This is a genomic window from Methylosinus sp. Ce-a6 (assembly GCF_009811655.1).
Classification (GTDB): Bacteria; Pseudomonadota; Alphaproteobacteria; order Rhizobiales; family Beijerinckiaceae; genus Methylosinus.
In genome coordinates this window covers 14,782-34,226 of the sequence record NZ_BGJX01000007.1, presented here as the reverse complement: position 1 = coordinate 34,226, position 19,445 = coordinate 14,782, and the positions used below count along the sequence as shown (strand labels likewise).

The window sequence follows — 19,445 nt, the reverse complement described above, 5'->3', positions numbered from 1 at the left end:
GAATCGTCGTTTATATCACATGCGGAGCTGGTCCCAGGCGAGCGCCGCGGAGCCGATGTGATGGAGGACGAATGACCGAAGCGGAGAAACGCCCGGACGCAGCGACGGAGCGCGCCCCCTCGTCGCCCGCCGCCCTGCGCGCGCTCGCCGAGGCCGAGGAGCGCCGCCGCTCTCGGGAGAGCCGGACGGCCGTCTCGCCGCCGCGCGAGCTCGGCGGCCGCGGCGGACCGGATCCTGCTCGCTATGGCGACTGGGAGAGCAATGGAATAGCCAGCGACTTCTAGACGCCGCGCCCGAGCCAGCGCTCGAAACGGGCCTCCGCCGCCGGCGGCGCCCCGGCGCGTCGAACAATTCGAGGACCCTTGATGTTGGAAAAGCTCGTGGCCTGGTGTCTGCGCAGGCCCTGGACGGTGGTGGTCGTCACGCTCGCGCTCAGCGCCGCCGGCGTCTATCTGACCGTCACGCGTTTCGCCATAGATACGGATACGGCGCATCTCTTCTCGTCCGAGGTTCCCTGGCGCGCCGATGAGACGCGCCTCTACAGAGCCTTTCCGCAGATCGACGACATCATCGTGGCGGTCGTCGACGCCAAGACCAGCGAGCAGGCGGAAAAAAGCGTGAATGCGCTGCGCGACGCGCTGGCCGGCAAGCCGCTCATCTCGAGAGTCTGGCGTCCCGACGACAATCAATATTTCCGCGACAACGGCATTTTGTTCCTGAGCGTCGAGGAAATCCGCCGCGACATGAGCTCGCTCGTCGCCCAGCGCGAATTCCTGCAGCCCTTGGCCGAGGACCCGAGCCTGCGCGGCCTGTCGGACGCTCTGCTGTTCGGGCTGAAGCAGGTGGGAACGAGCGAGCGCGGCCTCGCCGCCTTCGCCAAGGGCCTCGACAGTTTCACCGACGCTTTCGACGCGGCGCTCGCCGGCAGGCCGGCCAAAGTCTCCTGGGAGAAGCTGCTCGCCGGCGGCCGCGAGCCGGAGCCGCCCTCGATCGGGCCGAGCGCCGAGCCGCGCCGCATTCTGCTCGTCAAGCCTATCATCGACTATTCCGCGCTGGAGCCCGGCCATCAGGCCGTGCAGATCATCCGCGACACGGTCAAATCGCTCGGCCTCGTCCCCGCCGAGGGCGTGACCGTGCGGCTCACCGGCCAGGTGCCGCTCGCCGACGAGGAATTCGCCACCGTCGCCGAGAATACCGGGCTGAACGTGTCGGCCACGCTCGCCGTCGTCACGCTCATCCTCTGGGCGGCGCTGCGCTCCAAGCGGCTCATCTTCGCCGTGCTCGCGACGATCATCGCCGGCCTCGCCATGACCTCGGGCCTCGGCATATTGCTCATCGGCCGCTTCAACCTCATCTCGGTCGCCTTCGCGGTGCTGTTCATCGGCCTCGGCGTCGATTTCGGCATTCAATTCGCCACGCGCTATCGCGAGGAGCGCCACAATGTCAACGATCTGCCGCAGGCGCTGCTCGCCGCGACGCGCGGCATCGGCCGGTCGCTGACGCTCGCCGCCGTCTCGCTGCTCGCGGGCTTCTTCTGCTTCCTGCCGACGGATTTCCGCGGCGTCGCCGAGCTCGGCCTCATCGCCGGCCTCGGCATGATCATCGCCTATCTCGCGACGCTCACTTTCCTGCCGGCGCTGATCCGCATTCTCGCGCCCAAGGCCGAGACGACGCCGGTGCAGACGGCCTCGCTCGCCGCCGTCGACCATTGGATCGCGCGTCATCGCAAGCTCGTGCTGGCGGCCACAGCCATCGTCGTGCTCGCCGGCGCGCCGTTTCTGCTGCGGCTGAAGTTCGACTCCAATCCGATGAATCTGCGCGATCAGAGCGTCGAATCGGTGGCGACCTTCCTCGATCTCGCAAAAAATCCGCAGACGGCGCCGAACAAGATCGAGGCGCTCGCGCCCTCCCTGACCGCCGCGCGCGCGCTCGCCAAGAAGATCGAAGCGCTGCCGGAGGTCGATCATGTGACGACGATCGACCAGCTCATCCCGACCGATCAGGACGAGAAGCTGCCGCTCCTCGAGAACGCCGCCAATCAGCTGCGCAAAGTGCTCGATCCGACGCTGAAGCCCGCGCCGACCGACGAAGAGACGAAAAAGGCCCTGACGCGCGCGGCCAAGACGATCCGCAAGGCCGCGAGCGCGCCCAAGGCGCCGCCGGGCCTCTCGCGCTTCGCCGATTCGCTCGACGCGCTCGTCAAGGCGAGCCCGGAGATTCGCAAGGAGGCGCAGACGGCCGCCCTCTCCGACCTCGGCCGGCTGTTCGGCGAGCTGCGCAAGGCGCTCGCCGTCCGAAAGATCACGCCGGACACGCTTCCCGCAGATCTGCGCGCCGAATGGATCTCGGCCGACGGCGACGTGCGCGTCGAAGTGACGCCCGAGGGCGACAGCAATGATCGCGAGGTGATGACGCGTTTCGCCGAGGCGGTGCAGACGCTCGCGCCCGACGCCGGCGGGCCGCCGGTCATCGTCGCCGAGGCGGGCAAGACGGTGGTCGACGCCTTCCTTCAGGCCGGCGTGCTCGCCTTCGTCGCCATTTTCCTCGTCCTCGTCGTCGCGCTGCGCCGGGCGAGCGACGTCGCGCTCACGCTCGGCCCGCTCGTGCTCGCCGGAATCATGAGCCTCGAAGCGGCCGATCTCCTCGGCCTGTCGCTCAATTTCGCCAATATCATCGCTCTTCCGCTGATGTTCGGCGTTGGCGTCGCCTTCCACATCTATTACGTCATCGCCTGGCGCAAGGGCGTCGCCGACATGCTCGCCTCCAGCCTGACGCGGGCGATCTTCTTCAGCGCGCTGACCACCGGGACGGCCTTCGGCAGCCTGTTCCTGTCGAGCCATCCGGGCACGGCCAGCATGGGCGAATTGCTGGCGATCTCCCTCTTCTTCACGCTGCTCGCGGCCTTCGTCGTCGTTCCGGCCTTCCTCGGTCCGCCGCGGCAGGAGGCGGACGCGACGCAGCCGATAGGCGAGGAAGCGAGCGCGCTGCCGGCTTCGCCTGTGCAGCCGTCCCGCGGCGTGATAGGGTCGGAGCCATGATCGTGAGAGGGTCCGAGCCATGATCAAGGCGGCGATTTCCTTGCTTCTCGGACTGGCTGTCGCCTCTCCCGCGGCGGCTGCGCCCGCGGAGGCGGCCGAGCCGATCTATGGCGTATGGATTCGCGGCGGCCATCAGCAGAAGCTCGAATTCTTCGACTGCGACGGGAAGCTCTGCGCCCGCGGCGTGTTTCCGCCGCCCCCGCCCGGACAGCCGCCCGCCCTCGTCCTGCGCTACGCGGCGAGGACCGAGCCCAATCGCTGGAAGGGCGATCTCTACAATCCCGAGAACGGCAAGGTCTATGTGGGGATCATCACATTGGACAGCCCGACGCAGCTGACGCTGACCGGCTGCCTGATCGCTTTCTTGTGCCAGAGCGAAAGCTGGAGCAAAGTGCCTGTCGAACCAGCGCCTTCGCAGAAGACGCCGACGCCGCGCCGACGAAATTAACAATCCGTAACTTGACCATAGTGGCCTGTTCCCCGCAGGTTCGAGCGGAGGCGGCGCCGCCGGATCGACGATTTCGACGGCTTCGCGACGCCACAAAAACACATCGGAAGTGGAAAATTCCTGCGCCTGCTATGACGCGGAAGTTCATTGGTCTAGGCCCTGTTCAGGGGTCGCGCGCCCGCCCCGGGCGCGAGGATGCGGATAGAACGGAATTGTCCTTGTCTGTCAGACGACGACCACGGCCGCCCCTGTTCCCCGGTCGCGCCGCGGCGCTCGCGGCCGCGACCGCCCTTTCCGGTTGCATGCTGGATTGGGAGAAGCCGGAAGCGACCGTCGAAATCCCGCCGACGTTCAAGGCGGAGAAGACCGCGCGCTCCGCTCCGCCGATTCGCGCGGCGAGGGAATGGTCGCAGGCCTTCGGCTCGCCCGAGCTGACCCGTCTCGTCGAAAAGGCGCTCGAGCAAAATCTCGACATCGCCACCGCCGTGGCGCGCATTCAGCAGGCGGACGCGACCGCGCGAATCGACAGCTCCCCGCTCTGGCCCTCGCTGACCATGAACGACATTGCGAGGCGCACGCAGACCCCCGCGACCATCACCAGCGCGACGAGCACCAGCGCCTCGACCAACGCCACGACGACGACGGGGGCCGCAGGATCGAGCGCGCTGCGCACGCGCCGCGCCAATTTCTTCCAGATGCAGCTCGACGCGAGCTATGAGATCGACTTCTGGGGCAAGAATCAGGACGCCTCCAACGCCGCGCGCCTGCTCGCCCAAGCGAGCCGCTTCGATCGCGACGTCGTCGAAATCTCCACCATCGCCTCGGTGGTGAACGCCTATTTTCAGGTGCTGACGGCCGAAGACCGCCTGCGCATCGCCCGCAACAATATCAAGATCGCCGAAAACGTGCTCAAGGCGATCAAAGCCCGGCTCGATGTCGGCACGGCGACCGCGCTCGACTATTCGCAGCAGGATTCGGTCGTCGCGCAGCAGCGCGCCGCCGTGCCGCCGCTGGAGCAGTCGCTGCGCCAGACGAAGAACACGCTCGCCGTGCTGCTCGGCGCGCCGCCGGAGAGCGCGATCATCAAGGGCGGCTCGCTGAGCCGGCTGCGATTCCCGAAAGTCGCGCCCGGCCTGCCCTCGGAGCTGCTGCTGCGCCGCCCCGACATAGCGGAGGCCGAGGCCAAGCTCGAATCGGCCGAATTCTCCGTGCTGCAGGCGCGGGCCGCCTTCTTCCCGTCGATCAGAATCACCGGCTATTACGGCGTGCAGAGCGTCGCGCTGCGCTCCTTGTTCCGCCCGGAGGCGATCGCCTGGCAGATCGCCGGCAATCTGACGCAGCCGCTCTTCGACGGCTATAATCTCCAGGGCCAATATCTGCTGCAGCAAGGCAGATACGCCGAGCTGGCGCAAGCTTATCAGAAACAGATATTGACGGCCTTTTCGGACGTCGAAAATGCGCTCATCGCCATACAAGAGACGTCTCGGCAGTTGAAGCTCCAGGGCGAGGCGGTGGCGGCGGCGCGGCGGGCCTATGAGGTCGCCGAGGCGCGGCTCCGCGAAGGGACGATCGACATCATCACGCTGTCGACGACGGAGACGACCTTGTTCCAGACCGAGGACGTGTTGGCGCAGGTGCGCCTCGCCTATTTCCAGGCGGCGACGAGCCTCTATCAGGCGCTCGGCGGCGGCTGGTCCGGGACGACCCGCGCGCTGGAGATCGCCACCGAAAACGCCGCCTACGAATCGGACAAAGGCCCCTGGCCATGAAGTCGCCGCGCGCCTTGCCGGCCTGGTGGCGCGCCAAGCGGCCGTCGCCGCTCGTCGCTCTGGCGACCGTCGCCGCGCTCGCGGCGGGATTTTATGTCGCCCGGCCCTGGCTCTTCGGCGAGGCCGGCGTCAAAGAGCGCTCCGCCGCGGAGAGCCGACGCGAGGGACGCCGCCGCGGCTTCGACGGTCCGGTCGCCATAACGGCGACGCCGGTGCGCGTCGACGATGTGCCGGTGACGATCGACGCCGTGGGCGCGGCGCAGGCGCTCAACACCGTCACCGTGCGCACGCAGGTCGACGGTCGGCTGATCAAGCTCGCCTTCGAGGAGGGACAGAACGTCAATAAGGGCGACATTGTCGCGCTCATCGAGCCGACGCTCTATCAGGCCGCCTATGACCAGGCGGTCGCCAAAAAGGCGCAGGACGAGGCCAATCTCGCCAACGCCCGCGTCGACGTCACGCGCTACCAGAAGCTCGCCGCGAGCAATTACGGCTCGCAGCAGCAATATGCGACTCAGCAGTCGCTCGTCGTCCAGCTCGAGGCGCAGCTGCGCGCCGATCAGGGCGCCATCGACAACGCCAAGGCGACGCTCGACTACGCCACCATCCGCTCGCCCATCGATGGCCGCACCGGCATCAGGCTCGTCGACGTCGGCAATATTCTGCACAGCTCGGACGCGACCGGCATCGTCGTCATCACCCAGCTCGAGCCGATCTATGTCGTCTTCACCGTGCCGCAGCAGTTCCTGCCCGCGTTGCAGAAGGCGCAAGCGCGCGCCCCCGCGGCGGCGGCGGCGCTCGGCCCGGACAATGCGAGCGTGCTCGACACAGGTCTCGTCTCGGTGATCGACAATCAGATCGATCAGGCCACAGGCACGGTGAAGGTCAAGGCGACCTTCGAGAACAAAGGCCTCGCCCTGTGGCCCGGCCAGTTCGTCAATGTCCGCGTGACGGTCGATGTGCTGCGCGACGCGCGGGTCGTGCCGAGCGCGGCCGTTCAGCGCGGCCCCAACGGCGCCTTCGTCTATGTGCTGAACGAGGACGAGACGGTCTCCATGAGGCCGGTCGCGGTCGGCCGCCAGGATGAGGCGCAGGCCGTCATCGTCTCCGGCCTCGAGGTCGGCGAGAAAGTCGCGACGACGGGCTTCGCGCGGCTCGTCGACGGATCGCAGGTGCGGGCGATGGAGCCGACAGAAGACGGCGGCGCAGGCGGCCCGCCAAACGCCCCGGCGACTTTGCGCAAGGAGCGGAGACGCGAGGCCGGCGGCGAGCGGCGCGGCGGCGAAGGCGGCCCCCCGCCGCAGGCGAGGTGACGCCCGGCCATGAGCGTGTCGACGCCCTTCATCGAAAGACCGGTGGCGACCTCGCTGCTGAGCTTGGCCGTGCTGCTGTTCGGCATATTGGGCTACGCCCGTCTCTCGGTGTCGCCGCTGCCGCAGGTCGATTTCCCGACGATCCAGGTCACGACGCGATTGCCGGGCGCCAATCCGGACACGATGGCGGCGCTGGTGACGGCGTCGCTCGAGCGGCAATTCGGCCAGATTCCGTCGCTGCAGACGATGTCGTCGCAGAGCTCCTTCGGCCTGTCGCAGATCACGCTGCAATTCGAGCTCGATCGCGACATAGACGGCGCCGCGCAGGACGTGCAGTCGGCGATCAACGCCGCCGCCTCGACGCTGCCGCGCAGCCTGCCCTATCCGCCGGTCTATGCGAAGGTCAATCCGGCCGACACGCCGGTCGTCACGCTCACCTTGCGCTCCAAGACCGCCAGCATGAGGCAGATGAGCGACGTCGCGGACACGCTGATCGCGCCGCGCCTCTCGGAAGTGTCGGGCGTCGGCCATGTCGCGGTGGAGGGCGGCGTGCGGCCGGCGGTGCGCATTCAGGCCGATCTCGCCCGGCTCGCCGCCAATCGCATGAGCATGGAAAATTTGCGCGCGGCCATTACGGCGGCCAATGTCGCCGGCGCCAAGGGCTCGCTCGACGGCCTGCACCAATCCTACACGCTCGACGCCAATGATCAGCTGCAGGCGGCGCGGCAGTTCGAGACCGTCGTCGTCGCCTATCGCAATGGCGCGCCGATCATGCTGCGCGACGTCGCCACCGTGCTCGACGGGCTGGAGAATTCGAGGGTCGGCGGCTGGTATCGCGGCGATCCGGCGATCATCCTCGACGTGCAGCGCCAGCCCGGCGCCAATATCATCAGCACTGTCGACATGCTCCACAAGGAGCTGCCCAATATCAGGCGCGCCCTGCCCAAGGGCATGTCGCTCGAGGTCGTCAATGATCGCACCCAGACGATCCGCGCCTCCATCGAGGACGTCGAGTTCACTCTCGTTCTCGCGACGGCGCTGGTCGTTCTGGTGGTGCTCTTGTTCCTGCGCAGCTGGCGGGCGACAGTCATCGCCGGCGTCAGCCTGCCGCTGTCCATCATCGCCACTTTCGCGCTGATGTCGCTCGCGGGCTTCTCGCTCGACAATCTGTCGCTGATGGCGCTCACCATCGGCGCGGGCTTCGTCGTCGACGACGCCATCGTGATGATCGAGAACATCGTCCGCAACATAGAGCTCGGCAAGACGCCGCATCGCGCCGCGCTCGACGGCGCGCGCGAGATCGCCTTTACGGTGATCTCGCTGACCGTCTCGCTCATCGCCGTGTTCATCCCGCTTCTGTTCATGACCGGCCTCGTCGGCCGCATGTTCCGCGAATTCGCGCTGACCCTCACCGCGCAAGTCATCGTCTCGGCGGTCATCTCGCTCACTCTGACGCCGATGCTCTGCGCCAAGCTGCTGAAGCCCGGCGCAGGGCTCAACGCCCATGAGCGGGCCACGGGGGGCTTTTCCGCCTGGCTCGACGAATTCTACGCGAGGACGCTCGCCATCGCGCTCGACCGGCGCAAGCTGATGCTGGCGCTGACATTCGGCACGCTGGCGCTCACCATCGCGCTCTACGCGCTCATCCCGAAGGGCTTCCTGCCGCGCCAGGACACGAGCCTGCTCAATGTCGTGCTGGAGGCTTCGCCCGATTCGTCCTTCGAGACGATGACGAAGCTGCAGGCCGCGGTCTCCAAGGTCTTCGAGGCCGAGCCGGAGGCGACCGGAACAGTCTCTGTTCTGGGCGTCGGCCCGCTCAACGCCACGACCAATGTCGCCCATATGGCCGTCACGCTGCGCGGGCGCGATATACGCAGCGTCGGCGCCGACGAGATCGCCGAGCGGCTGAAGAAGGCGGCCGAGCGCGTTCCCGGCGCCACCGTCTATATCGAGCCGGTGCAGGACATACAGATCACGACGCGCGCCAGCCGCTCGCAATATCAATATACTCTGACGGCGCCCGACAGCGCCGAGCTGCAGGCGTGGTCGCTGAAGCTCATCGAGGAGATGCGCCGCGACGACGTGTTCCGCAATGTCGCCGCCGAGACGCAGAATGGCGGTCTGCGCACCTTTCTGCGCATCGACCGCGCGCTGATGGGGCGGCTCGGCATCACCGCGCAGAATGTCGACGACACGCTGAACGACGCCTTCGGCCAGCGGCAGATCTCGACCATCTATGCGCAGTCCAACCAGTATCGCGTGATATTGGAGGCGGCGCCGCAATATCAGCGCGACCCGACCGCGCTCGACAAGCTCTATGTCGCGCCCGCCGGCGGCGGCCCGCAGACGCCGCTCTCGACCTTCGTCTCGGTGGAGCAGACGACCGCGCCGCTCGCCGTCGCGCATCAGGAGCAGTTTCCGGCGGCGACGATCAGCTTCGACTTGGCGCCCAAGGCCGCGCTCGGCGATGCGGTGGAGGCGATCGCCAAGGCCGAGCGCGCGATCGGCCTGCCCTCCTCCATCATCGGCCTGTTCAGCGCGGATGCGGCGGAGTTTCGCAAATCGCTCGCCAGCGAGCCCTGGCTCATTCTCGCCGCGGCGATCGCCATCTATGTCGTGCTGGGCGTGCTCTATGAGAGCTATGCGCATCCCTTCACCGTGCTGACGACGCTGCCCTCGGCGGGCGTCGGGGCGCTGCTCGCGCTGATGGCGACCGGGCTCGACATGTCGCTCGTCGCGCTCATCGGCGTCGTGCTGCTGATGGGCATCGTCAAGAAGAACGCCATCATGATGATCGACTTCGCGCTCGAGGCGGAGAAGAACGAAGCGCTCACGCCCTTCGATTCGATCGTGCGCGCCTGCCGGCTGCGCTTTCGGCCGATCATGATGACGACGCTCGCCGCTCTGCTCGGCGCGCTGCCGCTGGCGCTGGCGAGAGGCGCGGGCAGCGAGCTGCGCATACCGCTCGGCGTCTCCATCATCGGCGGCCTCGTTCTGTCGCAGCTGCTCACCCTCTACACGACGCCGGTCATCTATCTCGCCGTGGACGCGCTGCGCGTCAGGCTGCGTGAATGGCTGCGCGGGTCTTCGGCGCCGCGACCGCGGCCTGCCGCGCCCGCGGCCTCGCCCTCCGAACGTAAGGAGGCGGCCGAGTGAGCTGGCTTTCGGCCGATGGGGCTCGCGCCCGATGAATATTTCCGCGCCCTTCATCCGAAGGCCCGTCGGCACGAGCCTGCTCGCCGCCGCGCTGTTCATGGTGGGGGCCGTCGCCTATTTCTTCCTGCCGGTCGCCAGCCTGCCGGCCATCGACTTTCCGGCGATCGGCATCGTCGCCGCGCGGCCGGGCGCCGATCCCGCCACAATGGCGGCCTCCGTCGCCGCGCCGCTCGAGCGCCGCCTCGCCGGCATTTCCGGCGTCACCGAGCTCACCTCGGTGAGCTCGCTCGGCCAGACGCAGATCGTCGCGCAATTCGACCTCGCCCGAAGCATCGACTCCGCCGCGCGCGACGTGCAGGCGGCGATCAACGCCGCCGCGACCGACCTCCCCGCGGACCTGCCGATCCTGCCGACCTTCCGCAAGGCGAGCCAGGCGACGATCCCCTCCATCGTCCTCGCGCTGACGTCGCGGACGCTGCCGACGAGCGTCATCTTCGACGCCGCCGACACGGTGATCGCGCAGCGCATCTCGCAAGTGCCCGGCGTCGCCGAAGTGCGCGTCGCCGGCGCCGAGCAGCCGGCGATCCGCGTGCAGGCCGATCCGGCGCGGCTCGCCGCAATGGGCATGAGCATGGATCAGGTGGCGAGCGCCATCGCCTCCGCCAATGTGCTCTCCCCGCTCGGGGCGCTGAACGGCGACCGGCTCGGCCGGACTCTCGGGGCGAACGACCAGCTGTCGAGCCCACCGGAGTTTCGCGACATCGTCGTCACCGCCGCCAATGGCGCGGTGGTCAGGCTCGGCGACATCGCCACCGTCGATCGCAGCGTGCGCAACAGGCTCGCGGCCGGTTGGTTCAACGGCAAGCCGGCGGTGCTCATCATCGTGACGCGGCAGCCCAACGCCAATGTGATCGCCATGGTCGATCAGGTGAAGGCGCTGCTGCCCGAGCTGCAAAAATGGATTCCGAGCGGCGTCGAAATTTCGGTTCTCTCGGACCGCACGCAGTCGATCCGCGCCAGCGTCTCCGAGATTCGAAACACTCTGCTCGTCTCGATCGCTCTCGTGATGGCGGTGGTGTTCGTCTTTCTGCGCCGCGCGACGCCGGTCTTCGCCGCGGCGGTGACCGTTCCGCTGTCGCTCGTCGGCTCCTGCGCCGCAATGTGGCTGGCGGGCTTTTCGATCGATAATCTGTCGCTGATGGCGCTCACCATCGCGGTCGGCTTCGTCATCGACGACGCGATCGTGATGATCGAGAACATCGAGACCAATGTCGAGCGCGGCATGGGGCGGCTCGAGGCGGCGCTCGTCGGCGCGCGGCAGATCGGCTTCACGGTCGTGTCGATCAGCCTGTCGCTGATCGCCGTGTTCATCCCGCTGCTGCTGATGGAGGGGATTTTCGGGCGCCTGCTGCGCGAATTCGCCTTCACCCTGACCTTCGCCATCGTCATCTCGACCATCGTCTCGCTGACGGTGACGCCGATGATCTGCGCGCAGCTCCCCTCGCCGAAACGCGACGCGCCCTCGCGTTTCGACAGGCTCGTCGAGGGCGCATTGACCCGGCTCGTCGGCCTCTATGCGAAAAGCTTGCGGCCCGTCGTCGACCATCCTTGGGCGGCGCTCGTCGCGATCGTGCTGACGATCGGCTGGACCGTTCATCTCTACGGCTCGATCCCGAAGGGCAATCTGCCGCAGGACGACATCGGGCTGCTCAACGGCGCGACGGAAGCCTCCGCCGATATTTCCTTCACGGACATGGTCGCGCTTCAGAAAAAGGCCGCGGCCATCGCCGCGGCGGATCCGGACGTCGTCAATGTCGGCTCCTTCGTCGGCGCCTCGAACATGTCGATGTCGGGCAATCAGGGGCGACTGTTCCTGGCGCTGAAGCCGGCCAATGAGCGCAAGGCGTCGAGCTTCGAGGTGCTGGCGCGGCTGCGCAAGGAATTCGCCAAGATCGCCGGGTTCAGCGTCTTCATGGCGCCGTCGCAGGATCTGAGATCGGGCGGTCGGCAGAGCAAGGCGCAATTTCAATTCACCCTCACCGCGACCTCGGTCGACGACCTCGAGGAATGGGCCCCCAAGCTCCTCGCCCGCCTGCGGCGTCTGCCGGAGCTCGCCGACGTCACCACCGATCGGCAGCAGGGCGCGTTGAAAGCGAAAGTCGTCATCGACCGCACCGCGGCCTCGCGCATGGGCGTTCCGATTCAGTCGATCGACGCGGCGCTGAACAGCGCCTTCGGTCAGCGTCAGGATTCGATCATCTATACGCAGCGCAACCAATATCGCGTGATCGTCGAGGCGCCTTTGTCGCGCCAGCGCGATCCCCGCGACCTCGCCGGCCTCTATGTCTCGGCGAGCGACGGAACCAAGGTTCCGCTCACCGCCGTCGCCCGCATAGAACGCGGAACCATGCCGCTCGTCGTCAATCATCAGGGCGTGCTGCCGGCGGCGACGATCACTTTCAACATCGCGCCGGGCCATACGCTGGACGGCGCTGTGAAAGCCGTTCTCGCGGCGACCGACGAATTGCAGCCGCCCAATGGCGTGCAGGCGGAATTCGCGGGCGACGCCAAGGATTTCCGCAAGCTCTCGGGCGGCATGGCTTGGCTGATTCTGGCTTCGCTGCTCGCCGTCTACATTATTCTCGGCGTGCTCTATGAGAGCCTCGCCCATCCGGTGACGATCATCTCCACCTTGCCCTCGGCCGGTCTCGGCGCGCTGCTGGCGCTCGAAGCCTTCGACACGGAATTCACGCTCATCGCCTTCATCGGCATTCTGCTGCTCATCGGCATAGTGAAGAAGAACGGCATCATGCTCGTCGACTTCGCCCTGCACGCCGAGCGCGAGAAGGGTTTTTCGGTGCGCGACGCGGCGCTCGAGGCGGCTGTGGAGCGCTTCCGGCCGATCCTGATGACGACGCTCGCCGCCATGCTCGGCGCTCTGCCGCTGGCCTTCGCCGACGGCATAGGCGCGGAGCTGCGCCGACCGCTCGGCGTCACCATCGTCGGCGGGCTGCTGCTGAGCCAAATGCTGACGCTCTACACGACGCCGGTCATCTATCTGCTGATGAGCAAGCTGGAGCGCCGGCGCGCGCGGCCGGCTCCGGAAGCGCCGGGCCTGGAACCTCCGCCGGCGGAAGGGCTCACGGTTTCCCGATGAGCCGCATAATGCGAGCCTTCAGGCTCGCTTTCGTCCGCCAGACGGAGCCGGCCTTTTAGTGCGAGAAATCGCCCTGCGTCTCGAAAAACAGCCGCAGTATCGGATGCTCGCCGCAATCCTCGACCGGAATGTGCCAGAACTTCGAGTCCATCTGCGGGAAACGCGCCATGGGCAAATGGATCTCGGTCAGCCGCGCATGATTGCCGCGCCCCTCGATCATCGCCTCGCCGAGCAGATGGAGCAAATCTTCGAGCCGATCCGGAACTTCCGCGACGGTGAGAGTCGTCGTGTTGGAGAGCGGGAGGGCCTTGTCGCGAACGAGCTCGTAATCCGCTGGTTTCATAAATCCGACCCCCAGGACTGCCGGCTAAAGCCTAGCAAGACGCATGCCGCAGGCGGAACAATTGGCCCCGTCTCAGCGCGCCAGCCGCTTCGCGTCGCGCCCACTATAGGACCCTTCAGTCGAAGGTCAAAAGCAGAGCCGCAGCGATCAGGTTCAAAAAAATCACAAAACCTTGTAGTTTTTGTAACGCCTTCAACCCTTGGAATTATTTACGTGTTTTCCCCATTGATCGGAGAAGATCAATTCCTCGAGCGGCAGCCGTTTCGCCCATTGTCGGACTTCGAGCTCGGGCCGCGCATAGGCCCGGGCGACGCGGCCGACGCAAAGATAGGCGACGATCGCGATTTCGGCCGGAACACCCAGGATTTCCCTCAGATCCTGGTCGCGCAGAATGCTGACCCAGCCGACGCCGATCCCCTCCGCGCGCGCCGCCAGCCAGAAATTCTGCACTGCGCAGGCTGTGGACAAGAGATCGGCCTCCGGCTGCTGGGTGCGCCCGAGGCCCGTCGTTCCATGCCGCGAGCGGTCGCAGGTGATGCAGACATTGAGCGGCGCCTTCAGAATTCCCTGCAGCTTCAGGCTTCGATACTGCGCGCGCCGCTCCGGCGGCAGCAGCGCCTCCTCGGCGGCGGCGGCGCGCTCGAAGGCGGCGTGAACCGCCTCGCGCCGCGCGCGGTCGCGAATCAGCAGAAAATTCCACGGCTGCATGAAGCCGACCGACGGCGCATGATGCGCCGCGTCGAGCAGGCGCATCACCGCCTCGTCCGGCAATTCGTCGGGCAGGAATTCGTCGCGAACGTCGCGGCGGGTGTGAATGGCGCGATAGACGGCGGCGCGCTCCTCGGCGGAGAAGGGCGCGCTGGCGACGAGCGCCGCCTCGGCCGCTTCGGGATCATTCGCCGGCTCAAAGGCCATTTCGTCCGCTCTCCAATGCGCGCTCGAGCCGCTCCCAGGCCGCTTGCGCCGCCGGCAGGCCGAAACGAAGCCGATCCGGCCGCTCGCCGAACCTACGCGTCAATATGCCGCGCCGGGCGAGATGCGCAAACCATCGATCGGCCGCCGCATGGCGCGCGAGGCGAAAAAGCGCGACGCCGCCGATGATTTCGAAGCCGGCGGCGGCCAGAAGCGCATCGAGCCGGGCGGCGTCGCGCGCGAGCTGCGCGCCGCGGGCCGCGAGCCAGGCCGCATCGGCGAGCGCCGCGGCGCCGATCGCCAGCGCCGGACCAGCGACGCTCCAGGGTCCGAGCGACGCCCGCAGGCGCTCGGCCATCTCCGCCTCGCAGAGGGCGAAACCGAGCCGCACGCCCGGCAGCCCATAGGCCTTGCCGAAGGAGCGCAACAGAACGAGCCCCGGCTCGCCCGCGAAGGATGCGAGACTGGCCTCGGGGGCGAGAAAATCCGCGAAGGCCTCGTCGACGACGAGAAGACCGCCCTTCGCCGCCATGCGCCGGGCGATCTCCGCGAGCGCTCCGGCCGGCGCGAGACGGCCGTCGGGATTATTGGGATTGACGACGACGCCGACCTCGGCGGCGGACAATTCCTCGAGGCTTTGCGCGTGGGCGACGCTCGCGCCGGCCGCGCGCCAGGCGGCCGGATGCTCTTCATAAGTGAGGCCGAGAACGGCGACCCGCGCCGCCGGCCGGATGCGCGGCAGCCATTGGATGAAGGCTTGCGTCCCCGCCCCCGCCACCACAAGCGCCTGCGACCCGGCGCGATAGGCGCCGGCCGCGATCCGCTCGAGGGCGGCGAGCGCCGCGACATCCGGCAGGCGGGTGAAGACCTCCGGGGCGAGAGGCGGAAAAGGATAGGGATAGGGGCTGACGCCGGTCGAGAGATCGATCCAGGGCTCCGGCGCCTCGGGAAAGCGCGCTTGCGCCAGATCGAGCCGGCCGCCATGGAGAATCGGCGGCGATGGGCTCATCGCGCCAGCTCCAAGAGCGCGTCCACGTCCAAATGGCGCTCGAAATGTTCGGCGAGGCCGTCCAGCGTCGCCTCGATCGACGCCTCGTAGGAAAGGTCCGAGGCGAAGCCGCCATGCGAACTCAAGAAGGCCGCGCGCAGACGATCATCGGCGAAGACCCCATGGACATAGACGCCCGCGCAAAGGCCGTCCGCCGATGCGGCGCCGTCGACGCGCCCATCCTCGAAGCGCAGCAGCGGAAAAGCGCAATCCGGCCCATCGGTGCGGCCGGCGTGCATCTCATAGCCATAGAATGGAACGCCGTCGGCGATCGTGGCGCCCCTCACCTGCTTCAGCACTTTCTCGGCCTCGAAGACCGTCTCCATGTCGAGGAGGCCGAGCCCTTCCACCGCGCCGGGCGGTCCTTCGAGGCCATGCGGATCGGCGATGCGGCGGCCCATCATCTGATAGCCGCCGCAAATGCCGAAGACGCGCCCGCCCCGACGCATATGGGCCGCGAGATCGATGTGCCAGCCGGCTTCCCGAAAGGCGGAGAGATCGGCGATCGTCGCCTTCGACCCCGGCAGAATGACGAGCTGGGCCTCCGCCGGCAGCGGCTCGCCGGCGCGCACTTGGACGAAACGGACGTCGGGCTCCGCGCGCAAGGGATCGAGATCGTCGAAATTGGCGATATTGGGCAGGATCGGCATGGCGATGGTGAGGCCGCCCCCCTGCTCCGATTTCGAGGCGCGCAGGCCGAAGCCGTCCTCCGCCGGCAGACGCGCGGCGTCGGGAAAGAAGGGCGCGAGGCCGAGCGGGCGCCAGCCGGTGCGCTCGGCGATGAAACGCATCCCTTCGTCGAAGAGCGAAGGATCGCCGCGAAACTTGTTCACGATGAAGCCGCGGATGAGCGCCGCGTCTTCCGGATCGAGCACGACCTTGCAGCCCACGAGCTGGGCGATGACGCCGCCGCGATCGATGTCGCCGATCAGGACGACCGGCGCGTCGACGCGGCGCGCGAAGCCCATATTGGCGATGTCATTGGCCCGCAGATTGATCTCCGCCGCGCTGCCCGCCCCTTCGACGAGCACGATATCCGCCGACGCCCGCAGCCGCTCATAGCTCTCCAGCACGGCGGACATGAGGCCGGCCTTCCATTGCTGATATTCGCGGGCGCGGGCCGCGCCGACGATTTTTCCGCGCAGCACGACTTGCGCGCCGGCGGCGCCTTGCGGCTTCAGCAGAACGGGATTCATGTCCGCCGTCGGCTCGCGACGCGCGGCGCGCGCCTGCAGCGCCTGGGCGCGGCCGATCTCGGCGCCGTCGGCCGTCACCGCGGCGTTGTTCGACATGTTCTGCGGCTTGAAGGGCGCAACGCGCAAGCCCCGCCGCGTCAAAGCGCGCGCGAGGCCGGCGACGACGAGCGATTTGCCGACGTCCGACCCCGTGCCCTGGAACATCAGAGTGACGCTCATTTACGGCTCCTCGAAAAAGAGGAAGGCGGCCGCGGTCTCGACGTCGTGAACGACGCGCGCTCCGCCGCCGCCCGGCGGCGTGATCATCACGACCTCGAGGCCGAGCGTGCGCGCGGCTTCGATCTTGGCGTAGGTGTCGCGGCCGCCGCTGTTCTTCGAGACGATCATGTCGATCCCGGCCTCGCGCATCAGGGACAATTCGCTCTCGACTGTGAAAGGACCACGCTCCAGGATCAATCCGTTGCGTGGCGGCAGATCGTTTTCCGACGGCCGCTCGATCGTGCGGATCAGATAATAATGCTGCGGGGCGCCGAGAAAATCCGCGAGTCCCAGACGACCGATGGTGAGAAACACGCGCCGCGGCGCCTCCCCGAGGGCGGCGACGGCGCCGGCGTTGTTCGCCGCCTCGATCCAACGATCCCCCTCCATCCGGCTCCAGGGCGCGCGCGTGAGGACGAGCAGCGGAAGGCCGAGCGCGGCGCAGGCCTCGCGCGCATTGGCGGAAATGCGGGCGGCGAAAGGATGCGTCGCGTCGATCACGCGATCGACGCGCTCCTCCTCGAGATATCGCTTCAGCCCCTCTACGCCGCCGAAGCCGCCGATGCGCGTCGGAAGGCTCTGCGCGAGCGGCGCGCTGGTGCGGCCGGCGAGCGAGACCGTGGCGTGAACACGCGCGTCGCCGGCGATGCGGGCCGCGAGCGCGCGCGCTTCGCTCGTCCCGCCCAAGATGAGCGCCCGGATCGGCGCGGCCCTCCGCCGCGGCGCAGCGAGAGGCGAGGCGGCGGGCGTCTTGGTCTGCGCCGTCTTGGTCTGAGGCATGGCTTAGCCCTATACTCCCGCCCCTGATTATTCAAACGGAGGCTCGAGATGAAGCGGTCCTGGATTTGCGCGTCGATCGTCACCGTCGCCGCGCCCGCGGCGCTCGCCGATCCGATCGGCGAGTGGCGGGTCGCCGACGGCACCGCGCATATACAGATCACCCGCTGCGGTCCGGCGATCTGCGGGAAGATCGCCTGGCTCTCCGAAAAAGGCGTCGACGAGAACAATCCCGATCCCCGTCAGCGCAATCGCTCGCTGCTCGGCCTGCCGATCCTCAGTCTGAGGCCTGCGGGCGCCAATCAATGGATCGGCACCATCTACAACGCCAAGGACGGGCAGAGCTACGCCGCGAACCTCGCCATGCGCAGCGAAAAAGTGCTGCGCCTCGAAGGCTGCGTGAACGGCACCAATATCTGCGGCGAAGAGGATTGGACGCGGGTGAGGTGAGCGGCGCGCGGCTGGTTCGCGCCGCAGCGCGCGCTACTTGCGCTTTGCGTTCCCCTGCCGGAGGCCGGGATGGATCTCGACTATCTCGTCTCGGCCTTCGTGACCCTGCTCGTCGTCGTCGAACCGCTCGGCCTCGCGCCGGTCTTCGTCGCCGCGACCTCGGGGCTCGAAGGGCGGATCAAGCGCGCCATCGCCTTTCGCGCGAGCGTCTATGCGCTCGCCATTCTCACGGGCTCGGCCCTCATCGGCCAGCGGCTGCTCGGCGCAATGGGCATATCCATTCCGGCCTTTCGCATCGCCGGCGGCTTTCTACTCTTCTCCATCGCCTCGGAAATGGTGTTCGGCGTGCGCATCCAGCGCGACTCCAAGGCGGCGGAAAAGGCGCTCGCCGAGCATGTCCACAATATCGCCGCCTATCCGCTGGCCATACCGCTGATGGCCGGGCCCGGCGCGATCACCGCGACCGTGCTGCTCGCCGGCGCCGCGCATGGCAGCGTCACGCTCCTCGCGACGCTGATCGCCGTCATCGCCGCGATCATGACGATTTGTCTGATCTTTTGTCTGATCGCCGGCGAGGTGGCGCAATTCTTCGGCACGGCGGCCAATGTCGTGCTGACGCGGCTGCTCGGCGTGCTGCTCGCCGCCCTCGCCGTGCAATTCGTGGCGGATGGCGTGCGGGCGTTCTTGCAAGCGTGAGCGGCGGCGCGTTGTCGGGGACCGCGCCGCCGCCTCGGCGTCAATGAACGGACGACCAGATCTTGCGCTTGGTGAAATAGACCAGGAAAGACAGCACGATCAGGAAGCCCACCACCTTCAGGCCGATCGATTTGCGCGCCTCGAGATGGGGCTCGGCGGTCCACATCAGAAAGGCGCTTACATCCTTGGCGTATTGGTCGACCGTCTGCGGCGCGCCGTCGTCATAGGTCACGACGCCGTTTGAGAGCGGCGGCGGCATGCCGATGCGATGGCCGGTCATATAGACGTTGTAATACTGGCCGGGTGGCAGCTCGACGCCATTCGGCATATCCGTGTAGCCCTCGAGCAGAGCGACGATGTAATCGACGCCATGCTCCTGATAGGAGAAACCCGGCAGCGCGTCGGCGAGGAACAGCGGGAAGCCGCGCGAATAGCCGCGCGCCTTGGCGAGCACGGACATATCCGGCGGATAGGCGCCGTTCATCGCCGCCCGCGCCGCCTGCTCATTGGCGAAGGGCGGCGGGAAGCGATCGCTGAGCCGGCCCGGACGCTCGAAATAATCGCCCGCGTCATTGGGCCCGTCCTTGACCTTGTAGCTCTCGGCGATCTCCTTGGCCTGCGCCACGGAGAGCTCCGGCCCGCCCTTCTCGGCGAGATTGCGGAAGGCGACGCGCGAAAGCGAATGGCAGCTCGCGCAGACTTCCCGATAGACCTTGAGGCCGCGACGCAGCTGCCCTTGATCGAAGCCGCCGAAGGCGCCGGCGAAGCTCCATTGCTGGCGCGGCGGCTTGGGCTGCGAATGCGCGCCCTCCTCCGCCAGCGCCGGAGCGGCCCCCGCGAGCGCCGCGGCCAACACGATCGATTTCCACGACATGATCGATGCT

The 19,445-nt window shown here is 67.6% G+C and carries 15 protein-coding genes; 9 read left to right on the top strand and 6 right to left on the bottom strand.

What is annotated here, in order from left to right; genetic code table 11:
- Positions 1 to 71: 71 nt before the first annotated feature.
- The 7 genes from Mspo_RS06535 (at position 72) to Mspo_RS06505 (ending at position 12,881) form a co-directional block, all read left to right on the top strand.
- Positions 72 to 284: a DUF1674 domain-containing protein gene (locus Mspo_RS06535; protein WP_159728039.1), complete on the top strand. Its 213-nt coding sequence runs from the start codon at positions 72 to 74 to the stop codon at positions 282 to 284.
- A gap of 81 nt (positions 285 to 365) precedes the next feature.
- Positions 366 to 3,038 (top strand): MMPL family transporter, encoded by a 2,673-nt coding sequence (locus tag Mspo_RS06530; RefSeq protein WP_159728037.1) that lies wholly within the window; start codon positions 366 to 368, stop codon positions 3,036 to 3,038.
- A gap of 19 nt (positions 3,039 to 3,057) precedes the next feature.
- The gene (locus Mspo_RS06525; RefSeq protein ID WP_159728035.1) at positions 3,058 to 3,486 is read left to right on the top strand and encodes a DUF2147 domain-containing protein; all 429 of its coding nucleotides are present in this window, start codon (positions 3,058 to 3,060) and stop codon (positions 3,484 to 3,486) included.
- Between the two features lie 212 nt (positions 3,487 to 3,698).
- On the top strand, positions 3,699 to 5,255 hold the full coding sequence (locus tag Mspo_RS06520) for an efflux transporter outer membrane subunit (RefSeq protein WP_244613204.1): 1,557 nt from the start codon (positions 3,699 to 3,701) through the stop codon (positions 5,253 to 5,255).
- On the top strand, positions 5,252 to 6,568 hold the full coding sequence (locus tag Mspo_RS06515; RefSeq protein WP_159728031.1) for an efflux RND transporter periplasmic adaptor subunit: 1,317 nt from the start codon (positions 5,252 to 5,254) through the stop codon (positions 6,566 to 6,568). The genes Mspo_RS06520 and Mspo_RS06515 overlap by 4 nt, the downstream gene beginning before the upstream one ends.
- 9 nt (positions 6,569 to 6,577) lie before the next feature.
- Positions 6,578 to 9,724: an efflux RND transporter permease subunit gene (locus tag Mspo_RS06510; RefSeq protein ID WP_159728029.1), complete on the top strand. Its 3,147-nt coding sequence runs from the start codon at positions 6,578 to 6,580 to the stop codon at positions 9,722 to 9,724.
- A 31-nt stretch (positions 9,725 to 9,755) separates the two neighbouring features.
- On the top strand, positions 9,756 to 12,881 hold the full coding sequence (locus Mspo_RS06505) for an efflux RND transporter permease subunit (RefSeq protein WP_159728027.1): 3,126 nt from the start codon (positions 9,756 to 9,758) through the stop codon (positions 12,879 to 12,881).
- Between the two features lie 55 nt (positions 12,882 to 12,936).
- Here the strand turns inward: Mspo_RS06505 and Mspo_RS06500 are convergent, their stop codons facing one another.
- The 5 genes from Mspo_RS06500 to Mspo_RS06480 all read right to left on the bottom strand — a co-directional run bounded on the left by Mspo_RS06500 (position 12,937) and on the right by Mspo_RS06480 (position 17,418).
- On the bottom strand, positions 12,937 to 13,224 hold the full coding sequence (locus Mspo_RS06500) for a hypothetical protein (protein WP_159728025.1): 288 nt from the start codon (positions 13,222 to 13,224) through the stop codon (positions 12,937 to 12,939).
- A 192-nt stretch (positions 13,225 to 13,416) separates the two neighbouring features.
- Positions 13,417 to 14,139 (bottom strand): 5,6-dimethylbenzimidazole synthase, encoded by a 723-nt coding sequence (gene bluB, locus Mspo_RS06495; protein ID WP_159728023.1) that lies wholly within the window; start codon positions 14,137 to 14,139, stop codon positions 13,417 to 13,419.
- Positions 14,129 to 15,145 (bottom strand): threonine-phosphate decarboxylase CobD, encoded by a 1,017-nt coding sequence (gene cobD, locus Mspo_RS06490; RefSeq protein WP_159728021.1) that lies wholly within the window; start codon positions 15,143 to 15,145, stop codon positions 14,129 to 14,131. The genes bluB and cobD overlap by 11 nt, the downstream gene beginning before the upstream one ends.
- A complete protein-coding gene (locus Mspo_RS06485) occupies positions 15,142 to 16,599 on the bottom strand; it encodes a cobyric acid synthase (protein ID WP_201281644.1) in 1,458 nt (485 codons plus the stop codon). The genes cobD and Mspo_RS06485 overlap by 4 nt, the downstream gene beginning before the upstream one ends.
- Positions 16,600 to 17,418, bottom strand: a complete 819-nt coding sequence (locus tag Mspo_RS06480; RefSeq protein ID WP_159728020.1) for a cobalt-precorrin-6A reductase — start codon at positions 17,416 to 17,418, stop codon at positions 16,600 to 16,602.
- 48 nt (positions 17,419 to 17,466) lie between these two features.
- Between Mspo_RS06480 and Mspo_RS06475 the strand changes: the two genes are divergently transcribed.
- Positions 17,467 to 17,865: a DUF2147 domain-containing protein gene (locus tag Mspo_RS06475; RefSeq protein ID WP_159728018.1), complete on the top strand. Its 399-nt coding sequence runs from the start codon at positions 17,467 to 17,469 to the stop codon at positions 17,863 to 17,865.
- Positions 17,866 to 17,934: 69 nt separating this feature from the next.
- Positions 17,935 to 18,561, top strand: a complete 627-nt coding sequence (locus Mspo_RS06470; protein WP_159728016.1) for a MarC family protein — start codon at positions 17,935 to 17,937, stop codon at positions 18,559 to 18,561.
- Positions 18,562 to 18,601: 40 nt separating this feature from the next.
- On the opposite strand, the gene Mspo_RS06465 is transcribed toward Mspo_RS06470, so the two are convergent.
- Complete coding sequence (locus Mspo_RS06465) at positions 18,602 to 19,435, bottom strand: cytochrome c1 (RefSeq protein ID WP_201281643.1); 834 nt, start codon at positions 19,433 to 19,435, stop codon at positions 18,602 to 18,604.
- Between the last annotated feature and the right edge of the window lie 10 nt (positions 19,436 to 19,445).